Origin of the sequence: Bacillus sp. EB106-08-02-XG196, assembly GCF_013396335.1 — a bacterium.
Classification (GTDB): domain Bacteria; phylum Bacillota; class Bacilli; order Bacillales; family Cytobacillaceae; genus Neobacillus.
Genome location: NZ_JABWSY010000003.1, coordinates 142773 through 161866, shown reverse-complemented (window position 1 = coordinate 161866; position 19094 = coordinate 142773). Strand labels below are relative to the sequence as shown.

Here is a 19094-nt window from a genome sequence, read left to right as displayed (position 1 = left end):
CTAAGGAGCGTTTCCATATGTACAAAATCGTTCGCAAACTTAGAAAAAATTTATTAAACAAGTTAATGATCGGCTACTTTGTTATTGCCTGGTATATCGGTTCCTTTAGTTTTATATTCGAAAATCCCAGCGATGTTTCTACCGGATTAATTATGTTATTAATGCCTTTCTTCTTGGCTTTAACACATAAGCCATTCCGCAAATTTGTATTCGGCATGATTTCGGTATTTATAAAGACCCAACGGTATAAGAGCGGCCTTCCTATCGATATAAGAGAAATTGATAAAATGGACGGATTGGAATTCGAGCAATTTCTAAAACCGGTATTCGAGCGCCAAGGCTATCTCGCTGAAGTTACGCAAGGGTCAGGCGATTATGGAGCTGATTTAATATTACGGAAAGGCACTAAAGTATACGTTGTTCAGGCGAAGAGATATAACAGTAATATTGGAGTAAGCGCTGTTCAGCAAGTCGTTGCAGCCGTTAACTTTTATAACGCAAATGGCGCTATTGTCGTAACAAATCAATACTTCACACCTGCAGCCGTTGAACTTGCGAAGGTAAATAGAGTCAGACTTATTAATCGGGATGAATTAGGGAAAATGTTATGGTAGGCCTCGGCAAGCTGTCGGGCCTTTTTGTATTGCGTCAAAAAGTGTACGTTTTCGGTAACGTATTACATATATATTTATATATAAAGCTATAACGGAGACATGGCGATCAACCCTGCGATTATTTCGAAATTGTAGCGAATTTTTTTACCCCGGGAGCTAAAATTTGTTGCTCGCGGTTTGAGTTTACCTGGAGAGGGTCGGAGATTTTGACCCCCGCCGGGGCCTTTTTTCGACATGGCTAACGTTGCATAGCGCTGCATACCATATTCAACATAATTGCGTAAAATGTGCGTTATCCGCAATTAACTATTACAACAACCGCTCTACATCAACGTTTATTCATTATGTAAACAACGACGATATGCGTTCTTTTATACATCGTTGATATAACGCCATTTGTACCGATCGAAGAGCTGCCGTACTGGCTATCGCAGTGCATAAACCGGCGTGTATTTCCCGTGACTATTTCCGATTGAACGGTGGGATTTCGACAGGGCTCGCGCACCGGGCGCATTGGGCTGGTGAAATAGATGCTAAGCCCTCGTATTTGTCCAAAAAAGGAACGTTTCGGCAATACACTAATGTTGGTCGGAACCGTAGCTAGGTTATTCTCCTCATAATTGAAATAACAATTTAATCCAAATGTAACAATAATTCGTGAATATAAATGGTACTATTTACATATAAAAATACATAATTCGGAGGTAACCTTACTTGATCAATGCTATTTTAGAATTGTTAGAAGAACTAATTGTTCGACCTATTATAGGTATCGCACTCACAGTTATAATGATTTATATTGTATTGCGATACTCCGTGCCATTTTTTAGTTCGTTTAAATTTTTCGGTTAATTTACGGACTAATATTATGTAGTTCGCCAGGTGATTAGGTCAACCTGGCTTTTTTAAATCGCGTCAATTAACGACCTTCATTCCGACTACACTATCGAACGCCACTTGCTCATATTCGCCATAAATCGCAATTACTCCGATTTTCTTCCGTTAAGTACCCCTTATAGATATATTTGTAATGTCCGTCTAATCTACGGCCACCGTTCAACAGATGTAAATGTCACTAAAAAATAATTACATTAATCGACACATATGTTATATAATGGATATAAATATTTATATATATATATATCTAAAAGGAGGCAAGTACTATGTCCGATGTAAATAGACTAAAAGACATCAATTTAAGAGCTTCCGATGTTGCAAAACTCGTAAAAGAAACACAAGATCCCGCCCTTGCTCAAGCTTTGGTTGCTGAATTAGCAAACGATGCTTATGTTTTGGGTCTTGTCGATGCTAGAGAAGAGATTGCAAGGTCGCTGGAGTCTGTAAATGCAATTACGAAAAGAAAGGGCCTTTAATTGGCCCTTGTTTTAATTAGTCGTTTTTTCTATCACTTGACCTTCACTCCGATAACATCCTCGAAAGCCACCCGCTCAAACTCGCCAGGCTTCGTCTCAATCCGCAGCTGCTTCGTTATTGGGTCGACGTAGTGAACACCACCCGAAACTTCCGAAGTAAATCCGTCCGACCATAAAGTTAGCTTAACCGCGTGTTTATATTCCATCGCATAAGCAATGCGTAGGTCGAACTCCTCCGTCTGGTATTCGTCCAGTATCGGCTTTTCTTGTCGCGCTTTATCCTTAAACATTTCGCGAGTCATGGCGAAGCCTTCCGGCATGAATGACGCAGGTGCCCACTTCTTTTTACCTCTATCGCGTATTGCCATATTGATCATCTCCTTCGTCCACATTATATCGAACAAGCGTTCTATGTGTAAATAAAATAAAAAAGGACCCATTAAGGTCCTAAAAATAATCTTCTTCATATCTAATTTGTAAGCCAATGTAAGTAAAGAACAGAAAGAGGAGTCTTTGAGAAACCTAATGAGTAAGTATAGTAAAGATTTTAACACTACTTCTTACTCATAAAGTGAAATTGTCCATAAACATCTTTGATTTTTATTAAGTCCCGCTCAGCTAAACCATGCATTATCTGTTTTTTGTAGTCATGGTTATATTTAGTGAAAGTGATATTGTAAATTTCTTTCCAAAGGTCTCCTTGCGGATACCATTTGTTTTTTTCAAACTTAGAATCAATTAAATCCATAATTTGAGCTATATTACTTGGATTAAAATCACTTTTAGTAATGTATTGTTGTTTTATTTTTTCTAACTCTTCTTGTTTTACTTTTAATGCTTTGTCGTATTCTTCTTTGAGTCTAAGAGTTTCTTTTTCATGTTCTTCTTTTTGTTTCTTTTGTTCTCTTTGGTTGTTCCATTCCATATATACTAAACCAAAATAATAAATGAGTAACACAATAGCAAAGTAAATAGGATAGGTTTTTATGTACTTTAATACTTCCAAACCTATACCAACAAAGAATAACAAAATTCCGGAAACTTGTACTAATAATGGTTTAAATGGCTTAAGAAATATATTTTTCATTTATTAGGCTCCTAGTAATGTAATATTCACATTATTAGTTTACAAGTTTTTTATTTAATTGAAAATCAAAATAAAACGCCGGCGCCAAATGCTGAGGCATTTGTTATCGTTAATTCTGCAATTTTCGGAATAGATTTTGTCGTGGGCTCGTCTTAGTTATTCGGTATCCATCTCAATATAATGCCACATCGTCCGACACCGCTTGACAATCCGCCAACTATTCGGCAAAATTACGTATGTAGGTTACAAAATAAAAAGCCGTAGGACTAACGTCGACACTATCGGTCAATCAATTCGATGACAATGCGATGACATTAGCGATTTACATAACGATTAGCTCACCGGACCATAACGAACAGTTTCCTAAACTGTAGGTCGGAGGTTCGAATCCTCTTCGGGACGTCAAAAAGCCTTGAAAATCAAGGCTTTTTATTTTTGTTAAAAATATGCAAATGGCAATTGCCGAAAATTTGCCGAAAATGAATGAAAACACTTATGGTTAGTCTCCTGTTTTTCTTAGATAAATTTAATTACTTTTTCCCTATGATTACGGTCAAGAGATTTTTTTGCCATGTTTTTTACCAGTATTCCCAATGAATTTACCGCTAGTTGCAAACAAGTTTACCAATGGTGGTCACGTCAAGAAAGTACGGGATTACAACGTTAAGGATTTTGAAAGATAAAAAGCCTAGTCCCTCCTTATTTTTTGCGAGGAATTAGGCTTATAATCTTCAACAATAGCGCCCTTAATGGATTAACCAAAAATATTAACTCAATCTATATAACTAACCTTTAATTTCTATATGAATACGATGATCAAGTCCTTTACTTTTCATCTCTTCAATTACCATTGCTACTTGCACTTCCATAGCTTCCAATATCGTTTTAGCCTTCTCGTCAGCAGTTTTGATATCTGGAATAATAAATCTAATAAAAGCAGGCTCTTTCTCCAAAATATTAGCCTGTATATTAGTTAGTGCTATTATAGAATTAATAGTACCCATGAATATTTGTGAAAATGCAGCATTGTAGATGTCATAACCTTTTTGGGCAAGATTTAAATATCCACTTGCTTGAAACCCATAAATTTGTTTATATTGATTTTTATAAATGATAATATTCAAACCACTTGCTAAATGTATTCTTTCTATAGGCATCATTTCTTTCATTCCTTTTTGTATTACTGCAAAATAGGGGCTAATTCTCCCTAGAATAACCATAAATAAAAAATCAATTTCCATACGTGAATGTCTGAACATATTTTTAAGTAGTATCTTATCATCCTTTGATGGAGTGGGAATATCTTCTGGGTGTGTATGCCATTCACCAAGATATATCCTTTCACCATTAGACTCTTTCCATGCCCGTTCTACGATCTTTTGAGCCCTTTTAACATTTCTAATAAAATAAAAGCGCCCAGACTTATCTTCTCTAGAAGGCTCTGATATTTGGTCAATAATGATTAAATCATTATAAACTTTACCTAATAAAATGCCACCTGACTCATGTTGTGTGTGATTGTATTGCTTATATTTATCAAAGATCTTAACAACTTCGTCGGTAAATACAACATATTTGTCTCCATACTTATATATCATCGTCTTCTGCACTTTCTTTAAAAGTTTCTAAATAATTGTACCTTGTTGAAAAATCAGTTGCGCCAACCCAACGTGGTTCTAAGTATCTTTGATTTTTTCGTTGCTCTGTTAAATTACCCAGCCATGTAAACGCAATATTTTCCTCCCTACCCTTTTCCCATTGTTGGCAAATAAATAATAATGTATCTGTAGTAAATTTCTTTAATTCTAATGCACCATATGGAACATAGGAAGTGCTACAGCCAAGTTCTTTTTTTGTATATTGATTTCCATTTTTAAGTACCTGATATTTATATTTACCTTTATCAAAAAGCGAACTTATATTGATTCCAATAGTAGATTCAATCCATATTGCATGCCCTGCTGCCAAATAAGGTTCTACCCAGATATTTAATACTGGTGGAGTTATAACTCCTTTTAACTGTAATTCATTCATTCTTTGTTCAATTGGTGCATTACTAATAGCAGAAATTATTAAGTCATATGAATTTAATCCTTCTGGATATAACTTCAAAAATGTCATAATGTCTTCACTGCATACATGAATTTGACTAGTAGGATAATGCTGTCTTAATTTATTTTTTATCGCGTCAGTCTTTTTGCTTCCTACGTCACTAGCACCACAAACATGTCGATTAATATTTTCAAAACTTAACGTATCGTAATCTATTAAAAGCATATGCTGTACACCTATATCAAAAAGCCCTTGAATCAAATGGCTTCCTACAGCACCGCAACCTATAACAACAACATTCCTTGCATGGTTCTTTAAATCGCCATCTCCACCTCGTATACTTAATCTTGAAGCTCTAACATCCTCAACATAGTATTTATTAATTTCCTGTTCTGGAAAATCTCTAATTATTTCTAGCCGCCCATTTCTAGTTTTCTTTCTAAACCCTTTTAAATTTCTTTGGGTTCTTTTCCTCCCCTTATATAAAAGAGTATTCCATTTAAATGGTTCGGTATGCTCCCAAATCCCCCAAGTATTAATTCCATCTACTTCAATTGAAAATAATACTTTTGATGGTCTGGGTTTTTTATCGAGATAAGTAATATACTCATTCAAATTAGGTAACTCATTTTCTTTTAACAAATGATATATTTCTTTGTTATTCTTAGGAAACGGATATGACATTGGTTTTTTTAAAGGTACATATAGTGTTTCAATAGTTTCTTCTTCATCATATCTCCCACCAATATTCTGTATCCATTTTATCGCTTCACTTTTTTTGTCAGCAAAAATCCCCCTTCTATTTTGGCGTTTTAAAGCACACGGTAGTAAAAATATTGTTTTTATTTCTTCTGACGGTTCCACAAGCGATAAAAACAATCCAACCTCACTTTCTTGCAACCAATATGAATCGAACTCTTCTATATATTCATTAACATTTTGTTTTGAAATACCTTTGCTCAAAATTTCTAATGATTTTTCCAACGTTACCTCTAATAAACCTATAGGGTTTCGAGGATTGGGACTAGCCACTACATCATCAAATAAGCATAGCGTTTTAAAAATATCTAAATGGGGTATCGGAAAAACCTTTTCGAAAGATAGTTCATCTAACTTAACTTGCGGAAAAGCGTCTGGAAAATTAAATGGAATATTAATAATTAAGGATACTACTAAATTATTCACTTGTAGATTAAGTAATAGGGATGTTGGATATTTAACTTTGTTTTCAGACTCTAAAAGCACTGCACCATAATTAGTTTGTAAGTAACTTATCGCAACTTCCTTATACTTTTCATAAATATCAGCTAAACTATGAAGATCTTCCATAATTACCCAACACAGGTGGTTCAGATGTTTGCAATGCGTAGCCTTTATCCATTCTATTTTCTTCTTTTGGTGGTGTGTATCTAGGAAATCTATCTCCAAATATTTTTATCCAAATTTTTGACGCTTCTTCCGTATCCTCTTCCTCTAAAGCCTTTTGACCATTTGTAATTAATGAAGATAGTTTACTTAAAAAATTGGTTTGAGCAGTTGCAGACCAAGTATCTAATAATTCTTCTTTCGGAAATACAGGCCTCTCTAATGAGAAATTCCCATCTAAAGTATCATAAATTTCCTTAGCAACTGCAACAAAAGCAGAATCATCATCATAACCTTTCACATAATGATTGGCCGCAAGTATTGTGAAAATCATTCCACTTGGAAATTTATCTCCGTTAGCCTTGAAATCTTTCCATGCTTTAAAATAACGAACGATTCGTTTCAATTGATCACTTTTTTCTTTTACTTCATCTGTAAACCACTTAGTTAATTCTTTAGGATCACTATCTATCCAACCTTTTGATTTATGGGCTAATTTCGGATGTTCCATATCCTCATTTTTTATATAAATAGGTAAATCTACATGATAATCATCTTTATAAATTACACGGATACATGTATTTTTATCTTGTGGTGGGGTGGAAGTTCGATCTTTGACAGCATTCTTAATCCAATTATGTACAGTACTTGTTGCTGGCCAGTCCTCTTCTTCTACATCTGATAAATGCATTAGATAAACACCACTGTCTATATCGTATTCTCCCTCAATAGGATTAATAATTGTATTCATCATATATGAACCTTGTCCCCAGAATTTGGGTTTTGTAACTTTTAGGGTCTCATCAAAATATTTTTGAATATCTTTCCCTATTGCATTTCTAGATTTACGTAAAGATTTCTTTTTTTCTGAACCCAGTTTTATTTCATTATTAAATTTTAAAAATAAATCATTACATTCTGCCATTTAACTCACTCTCCTAATCTATTGTTTTTATTATAGGAACGCTTGGATTTCAGAACCATTGATATACTCTAATTCACCATGTTGTTCCTTATTGAAGAACACTTGAATCTCTGAACTATCGATATATTTTAATCCACTTTGATGTCCCTTATCGATTAATATTTCAAGGGATTTCTTACTCGAGTTATCTAATGCAATCAATTTATTTTCTTTTTTTGTAAGTTCAGGTGTTTCTATTCTTACATAATGTCCTTTTAATGTTTCATTTAGATATTTAATATGGAAATCGGTTGATACAGATAGTAGATCCATCATTAAAGGAAGTAATTTAGTTCCCCACAGTATTACAGGACGCTTATGGATTTTCAACTTTCTTTTATATGAAAAATTCTCATGTAAAGTGGGAATAGACAAAAGGCTGTATTTCATATAGTTAGTATTTGGTTTATTAATAAAATATCGATACGCTTCTTGAATCCCGTGTAAAGAAGGGTTGTTAGCGTAAAGCCCTCCGTCTACAAATTGATGTTCAGGATTTGACATTGTTAATATACTCTGAATGGGAAAATATGTTGGAGCAGCTGTAGTAGCCATTGCAACATCTACCATTTTGTGTCCATTATCTAATGTTAAATTCGGGCTATGATCGTTTTTAATTATACGAGGTAGCCCCGTTGTTATGTTCGATACGGGTATTAATACATTTGTTTCACATTCCGCTAATGTTTTATTACCAAATACATTGGTTAGTGCTTCTCTTAAATTATTTTCAGGGTATTTTGAACTGAAAACAGTCTGTTTAATCTTGCCCCAAAGTCTAAATGATTTTGCTTTATACGGAAATATTTTAGGCCCATATTCTTCGTAAAAATTAACAATTTGTTTTGCTGGAATTCCTGCTGCTAATGCTAGAGCAATAATTCCACCTGTTGAAGTCCCGCAAATTAAGTCAAAATGCTTACTCAACTTCCCATATTTTTCTTCAAAATCTGCTAAAATCACCGCAGAATACAAACCTTTTATTCCACCACCGTCTATAGATAAAATTTTAAAATTCTCTTCATTTCTGAACAATCAAAACACCACCTAAATTTGGAAAATCCTTATAATAATTATAATACATATTAGTGATTAATAAAAATACAAAAGAACGAATGTTTGTATTTATTTTAAAATACTATCCTCTAAAGAGAAACTCCTTGGCCGTTTGTTAATGTGTTGTTTCTCTAATTTCATCAAAATCAATTGAGTGGTCTATTGTTTTTTTAGAAATAGCATCACTTAGCTTCTTCTTCTGAAAAGGATCGTTGTTGGGTCTCGCAGGTTTGTCCTCCTTGTTTTCCGCAATAATTTCCAAAGTCCTTGAATACCGATGTTATAGATAAGTAATAACAGCAGGTTTTCACGCTGTTTTTCACCGTATTCATCGGGTCCAATCAGTTCTTCATCCCAGCACTCCATCGAAACGGGTGAGTATTTTTCATGCAGATTATAATTAACTGGTTGTGGTTCGTTTTTCAATCTTTAATAACTCACTACAATCCCCTCACATTCGGATTCTATAAATTTAAAAGTATTATTTTACAAAGTAAGCTGATAGTTAAGTCCTATGCTAAGCAGGATTAGTCTACAATGTAATAAAATAGCTACCCCATAATTAGTCCCTTTTGCGGAAGGCTGATCTTATAAATTCAATCAAATTTTTAACATTTTAGATATTTTAAATTTAGTTTTATACCTCTTATAACCAGTAAAAGTGAGGGGTACACTTCCTGTAATCTGGTGAAAAATACTATGTCAGAGGTGGTACATTTCAATGGCTGTAATCATTTAAATAAAAAAAATATTAGTAAATCTTTTATTTAGTTTTCATTTGCGCATCTTCCCCTTGTTGTTTTACTAATCCTTGTTATCTAAAATAAAAACCAAGGAGGGATATTATGTTAAAAGAAGAAGTTTTAATGCTAGCAGAACAAAATCATATTCAATTAACCGAAAGTCAACTTCGGAGATATATCCAATATGGACTGATCATAACAACAAAAATTAGTCAGGGAAAAGGACAAGGAGTAACTACACTTTTTCCTAACAATACAATTGAAATAGTAAAAGAAATTGAAAAGGGAAAATCAAATGGGTTTGCTGTAAGGGAATTGATTTATTACCTTTTCACAAAAGGTTTTTTAGTAGACTTTAAAAAATTCAAAAAAAGTTTACTTAATGATATTGAATCCATGCTAGAAGGATTTGAAGTTTTACTAGAAAAGACTCAGGATAGATTGGACCGAAAATTTATAATTGAAGAAATCGCCTTGGAGAAAATACCGAAACTTGAACCAGGTCGACCAAGTACAAATAGATTAGTAAGTTTAGATAATAAGAAGAAAATCGAAGAAAATAAGATACAGTCAATTTTAAACTTGATTGAGGAGATTTTTAACACTGGGAAAGTATCACCTGAGACCTCTGTACGGGAAGTATACAACTTTAAACTACCCGATGATACGGCTGTTTTATCGGATCAAATGGTGTTGATTGGTACAACACAAAACCGTGCCGAAAATTTCTTTCGCCTACTAAAAGTCATTGATTCAAAAGGAAATGAACTCCATTTAATTACAAATCGTTTTGATTTGAGTGCCGAAGAAATTTCAGAGATGTACAAATCACGCTGGGCTATTGAACTGTTTTTCAAATGGATCAAACAACATCTCAGCATCAAAAAATTTTACGGTCAAAGCGAGTGGGCGATTCATAATCAAGTGTTTATCGCACTAATCGTTTTTTGCTTACATGTTCTCGTTCAAATCGAGACGAAAAGTAAGCGAAAAACCTTACAAATTAGTCGATATTTAAGGGCAGCTTTGTGGAAGCCAGCGAATATCTGGCTTCAAAAAATTGAAGGAAAGGCCATTCCTTGATAATCGAATTGTCGTCGTCACTAATGTCTAATTGTAAATAAATTTCCAAATGGATGGAGCCACCTTTAGTTAGGTATTAACCTTTTTGGCTCTAAGTAGGAAAAGTTATTAAACTGAAAATTATGACATTATTTATGCAACACTAGTGGTGATTCCTCTGAAAAGGATTTAGGAGAGGTACAGAAGATTTTAGTTTATATTGGTATGTATCAGAGATTCTTTAAGGAAGAAGGGTTAAATTCAACATTTTATGTGTCTTATGTAGGACCATTAGTACAATTCTATCAAAATGCTGGATTAAATAATTTCTTATTAGATCCTTTGCTCATTAAACTAATGATTACCTTACTATTAGCTGAACCTGTTTGGAGAAGAGGCTTTTTCAATATTCTAAGTTTAAATGGACTAATCGATGATTATGTAGTATTAAAACAAGCAGTACCTTTATTGATTAAAGGTTTGGATGAACAAATACAAGGAGGACTTAAGGACAATGTATGATTTCCTTTTAAATTTTTCGGTAAGTTCTGTTTTTAGTTTTGCATTTATTTTTTTAACTGAACTGGTTGACTTAAAAATGACAATTATGGACATCGAAATAAATATATTATTTTTCCTAAGTCTTTTATTTGTAGTTTTTCATTTTACTTTTGAATTTAAACATAAACCGAAACCATCAAATAATTAAATTTGAGCTGGGACACAGAGAGTATTAGTGAACATGAGGTAATAGGAGATCCAATATTATATAGTACGAAAACATCTTTACATGAAAATCTCATTCATGATTGTAAAGATGTTTTCCTTTTATATTAAATTCAAACCTTCCTTTTAATATTGTAATCTTGGGGAACAATTTTATCGCAAACGGAATATTTTTTATAACTTAGTTTTTTTCTCATTTTATTTTCCTAAATTAGTTTATTTAACGGTCTTGTCATTCTAGGAGCATAAGTTAGATAACCATCAACTTCTTTAAATCTAACCTTACGCCAAAATGATGCTGCTCTGAGGTCTTATGCTTTTAACATCATAATCTCGAAGATTCAATGAAATTAATATGGGATTTTATCACTTCAGTACAAAAACCTTTTCCATGTGGATACATAACAAAATCAACTATTTTGACGGTAGGGTCTACAATATCTAGGTTTGCCGCACCGGATGTCTTTTCACTTGGATCATGTAACTAAAGGATAAGACGAATGGAGCCTCCGTTACCATTGCCATTAAAATAAATGCTCCATTGCTCTTTATCACTATCACAAACATAAACATCAATAGGATAGAAACTGCTTACCTAAAGCATCAAATGAAGATGATTCCATCTCTTCAATATGCAGCTAAGTTTAGGCTGATTTTTTTAAAAAACTAATATTATTTTGATGTTACTATCGTTGTCAATTCAGAATAATGTACAAGTATTATTTCCTCATTTAGTTTTCCCTCTTCATTTATTTCACAGTAACCAGAATCATATTGATGAATGAGTACATATTCTATCCCTTTATAAATAACGTATGTTTTCTCCATACCAATACACCTCGAATTATTATATAAATATATTTATCGTATTAAAATACACTATTAATATCTATGTCATGGAATAAAATTTATGAAGGAATATAAAAAATGTTCAAATTTTTGTCAAATTTACTCTTTTTTTAATCCGTTTCACCTGATAAAATAATCCCATCTTTTGTAAAATAGGAGCGAAAAAGAGTGAGTAATGAGGATTTAATGAAGAAAATTGAAATTTTAAGAAATAAAATGATATTAGTTGGAATGTCCGAAGGATTCACCTCACCAAATACTATCAGATTAAGCGAAACTCTTGATAAATTGATTAACTTGAAACTTAGTTTATAAAAATGTGGTAAAGCCCAACTCAACTGAGATGTTTTTTTACGGAGGAATTACTTTGTTTAATTTTCTACAAAATATATGGACGATTTTCACTTTGATCATTATTACTCTATTAATTATTGATAATTCTTTAGCAGGTACGATTAATGATTCTGCAAATTTCTTTGAATTAATGAAGGAGTCTTCTAAGTTAAATGTAAGTGTAGCCCTTGGTTTAGGTGCTTTGGTAATTGCTTGTTTAATTTTTCAAAATAAATCTGATTTGAAATCGAATAGGAGTAAATACTCTGATTACATTGGAATCATGTTTACTTTTATACTGCTAAATCTCGGAGTATTTTACTTATCTTATTTTCCAAAACTAGCAGTTTATAAAGGTGTATTGATTATATACTTTGTGCTAACTATGGCTGGATTTACGTCTTTATTGTTTAGCACATCAAGAATTCTATGTACAATATTTAATAAACATTCATAATAAAAGCCCAACTCTATGTTAGAGGGTTTGACACTGAGTAGATAGAGAGTTCTAGGAAGTGGCAAGTATATTTCGAGGAGTAGCGGGTATAGTTTCACAGAAGTAGCTAGAAGAGCTCCAGGAGTAGTGGGTATTGTTTTAGAATCTTTCAGCTTGGCTTTGTTTTAGCCTTCATCTTTAATTGTTTTTATTCTTCAGTACAAAATAACCACTAAAATGTCAATTCACCTTTTTATGCAAATGACACGGAACCTAACCGAATTCTTGCAGCTGCCGTCCGTCACGGTTAGAGTCCGTAGCAATACTTATATCATAATAATATGAACCCAAATTATTAAATTCATCATCGATATTTTTAAGGGTATTCTTTTGATTTTTAATTTCTTAGATGTTCAAAGTATTTAAAGCATCTTTAAACAAAATATTTTAATAATTATTGATTACTTATCCATTCAAAAAATTCTTCTCTCAATACCCTTTTGCATCTACCAATACTTCCTATCGTAGGAAAATCATTTCGATTCATTAATTGATAAGCAATAGGTTTTGAAACTTGCAAAATTTCACTGATCTCTTTTGCAGTTAATACTAGGGGATAATCTTCTCGTTTATTTTTATTATTAACGTCATGGTCATTTCTCAAGTGCATCATCTTCTACCATGTTTAATTTTTTCTCTTCTCTGGTTCTTGTCTCATTTCCTACCCTACCTATCTCTCTAGACTCCCAGAGATTTAAAATTTCTAATACTTTTCTTTTTTTTTCTTCAAGTTTTTGGTTCTCTTTTTCATTCATAAAAAATCCTCCTATTACTTTTGAAAGTGTAATAAGAGGTTGTCTAAAGTTTATGTATATATTACTTATATCTTGAAAAACGGATAAATTTATAAAATTCAAGTTTCCTTATACTAATGTAGGTACTGCAGTTTTATTTTTCAAATCTGGATGTATTAACCATCTCCCCTCTCCATTTTTATCAGTTTTACACATTTATTAATCAAAAAACTCCTATTATTACTGTTTAGATATGTAATAATAGGAGTTCATTTTTATGTGAGATTTTTAATTATCCACTAAAACGGATATATTTTCTCTACACCAGATTGTCTATTTATCTTGCTAATATAATCTTTAAATTCCTGTGATATTTTTAGGTTATAAGTACCAATTAGTGTTAATTTAGGTGTATTTCTGAGTAAAGAATTTTCTTTATAAATATAGTGAACTAATCCTTTAAACTGATTAACTAATTGTTCTATTTGTTTTACATCTGCATATGGTTTTGAAGTTAAGAAAATTTCAAATCGGAAAAAGGACTCATTCTTATCAACTCGAACATACGCTTTATTATCATCTATAAATGAAATTGCCTGCTGCTTCGAATTATCAATTATAAAGCCTTGTATTCTACGATAAATCACCTCATTCAATGTCCATGTGATTGCATCTTTTAGTGGTGTTATCTCATTTATCATTAAATAATCATACTCTTCAAAACCTGAAAGATTCAATAAGTTAGTATCAAATCCACGAACATATCCTAATGGTACATCGAATACTATTGCTAACTTTAATAGGGTTTGAGGAATCCCCTTACTTTTTAAAGCAAAGTTCTCTTTATTAATGTAATTATCTGCATTGGTAATATGCATATTCTTTTTAAGTTTAGGAATTGATAAATCTTCTGAATCCAACAATGCCTTAAGCCTAAAATGGACAGGTAATTTTTCAATTAACTGATACCAAATAAAAGAATTCTTTTTCAAATACTTCATATGTTTCCATTTTACACCTTGCCCTGTTGGATGATATCTCTCTAATTGTTTTTGTGTTATTTTTCCAAGCGCAAATTCTATTGCAGCTTTCACTTGATCTCTCTCGTACCCTTTCGGCTCTTCGGACATAGCTCATCACCAAAATAAGCATAAGTCCTATTATCATGCAATATCTCCAGTATCCCTAAAACAGGATAAAACTTTAAAAGACCATCATTAAACATAATTGCTTTCCAATAATTTATCCTTTTTTCCATATAACATTTTTGAATTGTCTTAATTAGCTTAAGCTTTAACCTAATTAACAATTAATTATCCCCTCCCCTTTAGCACTTTAACCCAATAAAAAGTTTTTTCGTAGAATAAAAATTCCACGAAAATTTCCTTTAACGGGGTAAAGAAAAATTGAATCAACCCTAGTTTCTTTGGTGATACTGGAATCAATGCATGACTTGCTTGCGGAAAAATAACATGAGCTGAAAGTTTAAATGAGTTGGTGCTCAATTGTATTTTATCAATATATTCTAAATATTTCCACGGAAGATTAGTTGGAGGTTTTAAATAATGAATAATATGCCTGTAATAAATGAAGATAATTGTAATCTTTTCAAAACAAAAGACACTAATGTATTTCCGGATAGCATAAATTCTTTTCTTAATAGAAGTAATATTTCATCTGAATATAAAAGGAAGGTTAAACGAGTATTAACGGATTTTCTAAAAGTTTACGATGCCCAAAAGATGGAAATTAAAATTCTGTCTTTAGATCATTTTAATTCTTATAAGACCTCTTTGGAAATTAAAATGAGTAGAAATACTATTAAACTTGTCTCTGCCCAAAGTGATTTAAAAGTAATAAACTCCTTATCTAAGCATCTATTTAGGAACAACCAAATTAGCTTTATATTCAATGGGACCTTTATTGAGAAATCAACTAAAAAAAATAAAAGCTTTCCACCTGTGATTCATTCATTTCTAGAAGATTTAACACTTAAGAACTACAGTCAAATAAATACTTATAAAAAAAATATAATGTACTTTTTAAAGTTTTTATCTCAAGAATATAAGGAGTTTAAAATACCTGGATCACTGCAAGAAAATGATATTAAAGAGTTAAATAAAGACCATATTGAGTCGTACCATACATTTTTGGCTAGAAGAATTGCACTTAATGAAATTTCACCTAGTAGAGCATTAAATTTATTAAGGTGTTTAAATTTGTTCATTCAATTTTATAGAAGACTTCAATTTATTAGTTTCAGATATTGTGTACCAGATAAATTTCAAATTCAACATGTAAGAAGCAATGAATATGTCCCATCTAAAGAAACCTTAAAATTAATAGATGCAATAATTGATTATTCTACAATGCCTGAAAGAAATTTATCTATTTTTTTAATTATTCTAGATACCGGGTGTAGACCCTTAGAAATCACTAATATAGAAATTCAAGATGTATTAAAATCAGAATCTGCTGTAATTCTTAGAAGTAAAAAATCAGGTCAGCGAAAGCTTAAGTTAAGTAGTTTGGTTATGAAAGTACTAAGAAAGTACCTACAAATTAGAGAATCATTAGATTATAAAGGGAAAACTTTATTTTTATCATCAAGAAACCAACCACTTACTGTAAATGTTGTTGGACAAATTTATGCTTCCGCAAACAAAAAAGTTTATGGAGAAATAAGGTATACAGCAAAATCTTTTAGGCATGCTTTTGCTACAAATGCATTGGAGAAGAAAAATAATTTTGACTCAGTGTCCAAGACATTGGGGCACTTGCATTGGATTTCTACACAATATTATCTTGAAAAAAGTCTTGAGAGACTTAAAAGAAATTCACTACCACATAATCCTGTTGCGTATCTTAAGGAGGAAAATTAAAATGACAAAAAAGATTCAATCTAACATTGATTATGAACAGGTTTGTAAAGAATTAGGTATTACTATGGATACTTTGATGTCCCTATCGAGTTTCGACACTAATACAAAATCTTTGTCCAAGGTTTCATTTATAAAGGCTGCAAATGACTTCATAGAGAACTTGGAGATGCTTGTCAAAATTAATAAAAGGAGTGAAACAACCTTAACAACGTACAGTAATTTCATAACTAGAATCAAAAAATTTATTAAAAATGAAATTGATCCTAATTTACCTTTAGTTCACTTTAATGAAGTAATTCTTCATAGGTTCTTCTCTACTCTTAAACCACGGAACAGTAAGGTTATACTTTCAAATGAGGAAGAGAAATTTGACATGAAAGAAGAAGAAAAAAAGAAAGACATATCTAATTATACGACTAATAAATATATTGCTATTATTAGAAGACTATATAAGTTTGCTTATATTGTTGAATATGTTGATAGAGACTTATCATTTAGATTTGAACCGAATAGAGTTGGCTTATTTCCCAGATACTTTGACGATGAACAGGTAAAGTCAATTTTAAAGTACTCTTATAAAAGGACCTACGGTTACCGCTGGCATACTATGGTATGTTTTATGTTGGCAACCGGGTGCAGAATTAATGAAACAACTAACATAAAAATCAAAGATATAAATTTTAAAGATGACATTATTTTTGTAAAAGGTAAGGGGGATAAAGAAAGAGTCATACCTATATACCCAGAAATTAAAAAGAAATTAATAAATTACTTGCACAAAACAGGAGTAACTATTATAGGTGATTGTAATGGATATTTATTTTCGAGGGACGAGAATAATATCAGAAAGAAAATGATATCTAATAGGGTTCTTCAATATCAAGTAAGTAACATTCTTAAAGATGCAAAGATAAATGAAAGTCACTTTACAACTCACTCATTCAGACACACATTTGCTGTGAATTGCTTAAAAGCAGGCATGAAAATTCATATCCTTTCACAAGTACTTGGACACAGAAACCCTGCTACTACATCTATTTACACTCAACTCCTTCCAGTTGATTTAAGAGATGAAGTAATGAAAAAATACCCTTTCCCTATAGAAGAATTGCTTAAAGAAATTATGTAAGAGGAGTCAAGTATTATGGAACTATATTGTAAGGAAATAGAAAACTTTATAATTAGTACAAATTATAAGGATAATACCAAAAAAAGATACAAAGAAAAACTTGTACATTTTGGTGAATTTTTATCTGAAGTAACCGAACAAAATTATGCAGATTTACACTTAGAAAAAATATATGAATTAATTGACATAAACGGAAAAACTGTAAGATATCTACCCTTAAATGCAGTATTAATTGACCAATTTTTATTTTCAAGAACTACTCTAGGGTATTCTTGGATTTCAGTTTGTCATGCTGCACTTAAAAGCTTCTTTAAATATTTATTAAGGAACTATAACTTTAATAATGTGATGCTAGAAACTGAATTTAAATTAAAACTATATACACCTTTAAGAGTGCCCCCCAGAATACTAAACCGGCATGAAATTATTAGATTTTTGCGGAGTATAGTCAAACATAGTAAAAATATAAAAAGAGATTTACTACTATTTATTTTATTGCTGTCAACCGGAGCTAGAAAAAATGAAATATTAAATATAACTGTTGATAAAATAGACTTTGCTAATGATTTAGTATTTCTTCAAGAAACAAAAAACAATCGTTCTCATTATTTAATTTTAAGAGATGGTATTGGTAAATTTATTCAAAAGTATTGCGTTGAAAATCAACTTTCACAATCTGACAAGCTATTTTATGATTTAACATATAATTCTGTAAATGATTTACTTAATTCTTACCTTACCTTTGCGAATCTTCCAAATGTTAATGTCCACTCTACGAGACACAGCTTTGCAACAATAATGTTTGAGTCAGGTTCCTTAATTACAACTATTCAACAATTGCTTAATCATATTGCTCTGTCATCAACTAGATCATATATTGAACCAAACTATATTAGAAATTTAAATATACATGTGCCAGAAAATGAGGAAGTCTACAAAGCAATAAACTTACGTTGCAAACCTTATCTTCAGTTGTGATGATAAGTCCAAATGTAGTTACATTCCACAATTCAAGGGATTCTAAAGTAACAAGTAAAGAACAAGAAGTAATTAAGGGAGAATAAAAAAATATCTAAATTTACTTGCAAGTATTTTAATTCTATAGATAATCCCGTCTCACTTGTTTTGCCCAAACTAATTATAAATTGAAATACAGGGGGATAATAATTTTCCATCCCCCAAAAAATGTTTTTGCATGATTTGTACCTATATAGTAGTTAGCGAAACTACCTTTTAATTGAACAAATTAATCCCCTTTTCTTAGCTTCGTATAACAATTCAGAACTTAGTGCGAGAATATTGCTAATTGTTGATTGTGAGTATCCTCCTTTTTCAAGGTCATTACAAAATATATAAATATCTTTCATAGATATTTCAGAAATCATTTTATCCCCGAACACTGGCAGAATATGATCCATATCGAAACAACGAGAACTAAAAAGGTAAGGTCCTACAATTATTTTATATTCCTCATAAAACCATGAATTCACAAATTCCCGAAATGTAACCTGAAAATCAACGCAGTACACCTCTCTTTTCTGGGTATATGAATTTTCCTCAAGTTCTTTAATAGGCTTTAGATTTTTCCCCATATTGTTCCTCCTTCAGAAACAAAGAACCCCCAATTAC

At 31.7% G+C, this 19094-nt stretch carries 20 protein-coding genes and 1 pseudogene; 9 read left to right on the top strand and 12 right to left on the bottom strand.

Features of this window, described 5'->3' with window-relative positions; translation table 11 throughout:
- Positions 1-17: 17 nt before the first annotated feature.
- Positions 18-614, top strand: a complete 597-nt coding sequence (locus MLOOGBEN_RS06565) for a restriction endonuclease (RefSeq protein ID WP_256988923.1) — start codon at positions 18-20, stop codon at positions 612-614.
- Between the two features lie 1163 nt (positions 615-1777).
- Positions 1778-1987, top strand: coding sequence for a hypothetical protein (locus MLOOGBEN_RS06560; RefSeq protein WP_179157453.1), 210 nt, complete (start codon positions 1778-1780; stop codon positions 1985-1987).
- A 32-nt stretch (positions 1988-2019) separates the two neighbouring features.
- On the opposite strand, the gene MLOOGBEN_RS06555 is transcribed toward MLOOGBEN_RS06560, so the two are convergent.
- The 7 genes from MLOOGBEN_RS06555 to MLOOGBEN_RS06525 form a co-directional block, all read right to left on the bottom strand.
- Positions 2020-2355, bottom strand: coding sequence for a YolD-like family protein (locus MLOOGBEN_RS06555; protein WP_179157452.1), 336 nt, complete (start codon positions 2353-2355; stop codon positions 2020-2022).
- A gap of 185 nt (positions 2356-2540) precedes the next feature.
- Positions 2541-3074, bottom strand: a complete 534-nt coding sequence (locus tag MLOOGBEN_RS06550) for a hypothetical protein (RefSeq protein ID WP_179157451.1) — start codon at positions 3072-3074, stop codon at positions 2541-2543.
- Positions 3075-3859: 785 nt separating this feature from the next.
- Positions 3860-4672, bottom strand: coding sequence for a ribosomal-processing cysteine protease Prp (locus MLOOGBEN_RS06545; RefSeq protein WP_179157450.1), 813 nt, complete (start codon positions 4670-4672; stop codon positions 3860-3862).
- The gene (locus MLOOGBEN_RS06540; protein ID WP_179157449.1) at positions 4662-6455 is read right to left on the bottom strand and encodes a ThiF family adenylyltransferase; all 1794 of its coding nucleotides are present in this window, start codon (positions 6453-6455) and stop codon (positions 4662-4664) included. Before MLOOGBEN_RS06540 ends, MLOOGBEN_RS06545 begins: the two co-directional genes overlap by 11 nt.
- Positions 6439-7416 (bottom strand): CBASS cGAMP synthase, encoded by a 978-nt coding sequence (locus MLOOGBEN_RS06535; RefSeq protein ID WP_179157448.1) that lies wholly within the window; start codon positions 7414-7416, stop codon positions 6439-6441. Before MLOOGBEN_RS06535 ends, MLOOGBEN_RS06540 begins: the two co-directional genes overlap by 17 nt.
- 30 nt (positions 7417-7446) lie before the next feature.
- The gene (locus MLOOGBEN_RS06530) at positions 7447-8490 is read right to left on the bottom strand and encodes a CBASS cGAMP-activated phospholipase (RefSeq protein ID WP_179157447.1); all 1044 of its coding nucleotides are present in this window, start codon (positions 8488-8490) and stop codon (positions 7447-7449) included.
- Positions 8491-8697: 207 nt separating this feature from the next.
- Positions 8698-8937, bottom strand: coding sequence for a hypothetical protein (locus tag MLOOGBEN_RS06525; protein ID WP_256988922.1), 240 nt, complete (start codon positions 8935-8937; stop codon positions 8698-8700).
- A gap of 950 nt (positions 8938-9887) precedes the next feature.
- On the opposite strand from MLOOGBEN_RS06525, the pseudogene MLOOGBEN_RS06520 reads away from it, so the two are divergent.
- Together MLOOGBEN_RS06520 and MLOOGBEN_RS06515 are read left to right on the top strand one after the other, a co-directional pair.
- Positions 9888-10337: pseudogene (locus MLOOGBEN_RS06520) on the top strand (transposase); the annotation flags it as partial.
- 204 nt (positions 10338-10541) lie between these two features.
- On the top strand, positions 10542-10838 hold the full coding sequence (locus MLOOGBEN_RS06515) for a hypothetical protein (protein WP_179157446.1): 297 nt from the start codon (positions 10542-10544) through the stop codon (positions 10836-10838).
- An 876-nt stretch (positions 10839-11714) separates the two neighbouring features.
- On the opposite strand, the gene MLOOGBEN_RS06510 is transcribed toward MLOOGBEN_RS06515, so the two are convergent.
- Entirely contained in the window at positions 11715-11870 is a 156-nt protein-coding gene (locus tag MLOOGBEN_RS06510; RefSeq protein ID WP_179157445.1) for a hypothetical protein, read from the bottom strand.
- Between the two features lie 207 nt (positions 11871-12077).
- Between MLOOGBEN_RS06510 and MLOOGBEN_RS06505 the strand changes: the two genes are divergently transcribed.
- A complete protein-coding gene (locus MLOOGBEN_RS06505; protein WP_179157616.1) occupies positions 12078-12206 on the top strand; it encodes an aspartyl-phosphate phosphatase Spo0E family protein in 129 nt (42 codons plus the stop codon).
- Between the two features lie 4 nt (positions 12207-12210).
- Positions 12211-12681 carry a hypothetical protein gene (locus tag MLOOGBEN_RS28900; RefSeq protein WP_218781076.1) on the top strand — a complete coding sequence of 157 codons (471 nt, stop codon included), beginning with the start codon at positions 12211-12213 and terminating at the stop codon, positions 12679-12681.
- 433 nt (positions 12682-13114) lie between these two features.
- Here the strand turns inward: MLOOGBEN_RS28900 and MLOOGBEN_RS06500 are convergent, their stop codons facing one another.
- The 3 genes from MLOOGBEN_RS06500 to MLOOGBEN_RS06490 form a co-directional block, all read right to left on the bottom strand.
- Positions 13115-13330 carry a helix-turn-helix domain-containing protein gene (locus MLOOGBEN_RS06500; RefSeq protein ID WP_179157444.1) on the bottom strand — a complete coding sequence of 72 codons (216 nt, stop codon included), beginning with the start codon at positions 13328-13330 and terminating at the stop codon, positions 13115-13117.
- Positions 13314-13475 (bottom strand): hypothetical protein, encoded by a 162-nt coding sequence (locus MLOOGBEN_RS06495; RefSeq protein WP_179157443.1) that lies wholly within the window; start codon positions 13473-13475, stop codon positions 13314-13316. Before MLOOGBEN_RS06495 ends, MLOOGBEN_RS06500 begins: the two co-directional genes overlap by 17 nt.
- A 278-nt stretch (positions 13476-13753) precedes the next feature.
- Positions 13754-14584, bottom strand: a complete 831-nt coding sequence (locus MLOOGBEN_RS06490) for a hypothetical protein (RefSeq protein ID WP_179157442.1) — start codon at positions 14582-14584, stop codon at positions 13754-13756.
- Positions 14585-15019: 435 nt separating this feature from the next.
- Here MLOOGBEN_RS06490 and MLOOGBEN_RS06485 point away from each other — a divergent pair, with 435 nt between their 5' ends.
- From MLOOGBEN_RS06485 to MLOOGBEN_RS06475, 3 genes are read left to right on the top strand one after another with little or no spacing between them, the layout of a single operon-like run.
- Positions 15020-16336: a tyrosine-type recombinase/integrase gene (locus tag MLOOGBEN_RS06485; RefSeq protein WP_179157441.1), complete on the top strand. Its 1317-nt coding sequence runs from the start codon at positions 15020-15022 to the stop codon at positions 16334-16336.
- 1 nt (position 16337) lies between these two features.
- Entirely contained in the window at positions 16338-17465 is a 1128-nt protein-coding gene (locus tag MLOOGBEN_RS06480; protein ID WP_179157440.1) for a tyrosine-type recombinase/integrase, read from the top strand.
- Positions 17466-17480: 15 nt separating this feature from the next.
- Positions 17481-18443, top strand: a complete 963-nt coding sequence (locus MLOOGBEN_RS06475) for a tyrosine-type recombinase/integrase (protein ID WP_179157439.1) — start codon at positions 17481-17483, stop codon at positions 18441-18443.
- 248 nt (positions 18444-18691) lie between these two features.
- On the opposite strand, the gene MLOOGBEN_RS06470 is transcribed toward MLOOGBEN_RS06475, so the two are convergent.
- Positions 18692-19057, bottom strand: coding sequence for a hypothetical protein (locus tag MLOOGBEN_RS06470; RefSeq protein WP_179157438.1), 366 nt, complete (start codon positions 19055-19057; stop codon positions 18692-18694).
- Positions 19058-19094: the final 37 nt, after the last annotated feature.

Coding starts and splice junctions, on each gene's coding strand:
- MLOOGBEN_RS06495 (WP_179157443.1), bottom strand. CDS start 13,475: ATGAATGAAAAAGAGAACCAAAAACTTGAAGAAAAAAAAAGAAAAGTA.
- MLOOGBEN_RS06510 (WP_179157445.1), bottom strand. CDS start 11,870: ATGGAGAAAACATACGTTATTTATAAAGGGATAGAATATGTACTCATT.
- MLOOGBEN_RS06545 (WP_179157450.1), bottom strand. CDS start 4,672: ATGATATATAAGTATGGAGACAAATATGTTGTATTTACCGACGAAGTT.
- MLOOGBEN_RS06480 (WP_179157440.1), top strand. CDS start 16,338: ATGACAAAAAAGATTCAATCTAACATTGATTATGAACAGGTTTGTAAA.
- MLOOGBEN_RS06490 (WP_179157442.1), bottom strand. CDS start 14,584: ATGTCCGAAGAGCCGAAAGGGTACGAGAGAGATCAAGTGAAAGCTGCA.
- MLOOGBEN_RS06515 (WP_179157446.1), top strand. CDS start 10,542: ATGTATCAGAGATTCTTTAAGGAAGAAGGGTTAAATTCAACATTTTAT.
- MLOOGBEN_RS06505 (WP_179157616.1), top strand. CDS start 12,078: ATGAAGAAAATTGAAATTTTAAGAAATAAAATGATATTAGTTGGAATG.
- MLOOGBEN_RS06500 (WP_179157444.1), bottom strand. CDS start 13,330: ATGCACTTGAGAAATGACCATGACGTTAATAATAAAAATAAACGAGAA.
- MLOOGBEN_RS06475 (WP_179157439.1), top strand. CDS start 17,481: ATGGAACTATATTGTAAGGAAATAGAAAACTTTATAATTAGTACAAAT.
- MLOOGBEN_RS06555 (WP_179157452.1), bottom strand. CDS start 2,355: ATGGCAATACGCGATAGAGGTAAAAAGAAGTGGGCACCTGCGTCATTC.
- MLOOGBEN_RS06550 (WP_179157451.1), bottom strand. CDS start 3,074: ATGAAAAATATATTTCTTAAGCCATTTAAACCATTATTAGTACAAGTT.
- MLOOGBEN_RS06560 (WP_179157453.1), top strand. CDS start 1,778: ATGTCCGATGTAAATAGACTAAAAGACATCAATTTAAGAGCTTCCGAT.
- MLOOGBEN_RS06565 (WP_256988923.1), top strand. CDS start 18: ATGTACAAAATCGTTCGCAAACTTAGAAAAAATTTATTAAACAAGTTA.
- MLOOGBEN_RS06485 (WP_179157441.1), top strand. CDS start 15,020: ATGAATAATATGCCTGTAATAAATGAAGATAATTGTAATCTTTTCAAA.
- MLOOGBEN_RS06540 (WP_179157449.1), bottom strand. CDS start 6,455: ATGGAAGATCTTCATAGTTTAGCTGATATTTATGAAAAGTATAAGGAA.
- MLOOGBEN_RS06470 (WP_179157438.1), bottom strand. CDS start 19,057: ATGGGGAAAAATCTAAAGCCTATTAAAGAACTTGAGGAAAATTCATAT.
- MLOOGBEN_RS06535 (WP_179157448.1), bottom strand. CDS start 7,416: ATGGCAGAATGTAATGATTTATTTTTAAAATTTAATAATGAAATAAAA.